Annotated in this window: 1 protein-coding gene; it reads right to left on the minus strand. The window is 42.7% G+C overall.

The genetic code is table 11. The annotated features are described in order from the left end of the window. Positions 1–89: 89 nt before the first annotated feature. Positions 90–536 (minus strand): aminodeoxychorismate lyase (gene pabC / locus R8N47_RS27890; protein WP_318186447.1); only part of this gene is annotated, 447 nt, incomplete at its 5' end.

Here is a 536-nt window from a genome sequence, read left to right on the forward strand (position 1 = left end):
AACGTATTGCTTTGTTTGTGAAACAACGTAAAAAAACCCTGCTGCGCTTATCACAGCGATCAGCACAACAAAAGCCAACAGTTTTTTAATCACGTATTTAAATTCCCTTGCAGTCGTTGAGTCAGTTTTCCTATCGGAAAGACAGTTTTTTGGTTATTGGAGGCTGTAATGCTCGTTACAGGAGCAACACCTAGTAGTGAGTTGCACATCCATACTTCATCCGCAGAAAGCAGTTCCATCAGCGAAAAGTCCCCTACTTCAACTTCGGTATTATTGGCCTCGAAAAACTCAAGCACCTTACGACGCATCACGCCTGCGACGCCAGACAAATTTAAGCTAGGCGTATAAACCTTGTTATCTTTAACCCAAAAAAGGTTTGCCATTGTAGTTTCAATGACATGATTTTGCACATTTAACGTCACTGCATCGGCAAAGTTAGAGTGCTCAATTTCAGCTTTCGCAAGCACTTGTTCTAAGCGATTGTTGTGTTTATGCCCTGCCAACAAAGGCTGAATTCCGAGACGGGCTTCGCATAC

Source organism: Vibrio sp. 2132-1 (assembly GCF_033344315.1).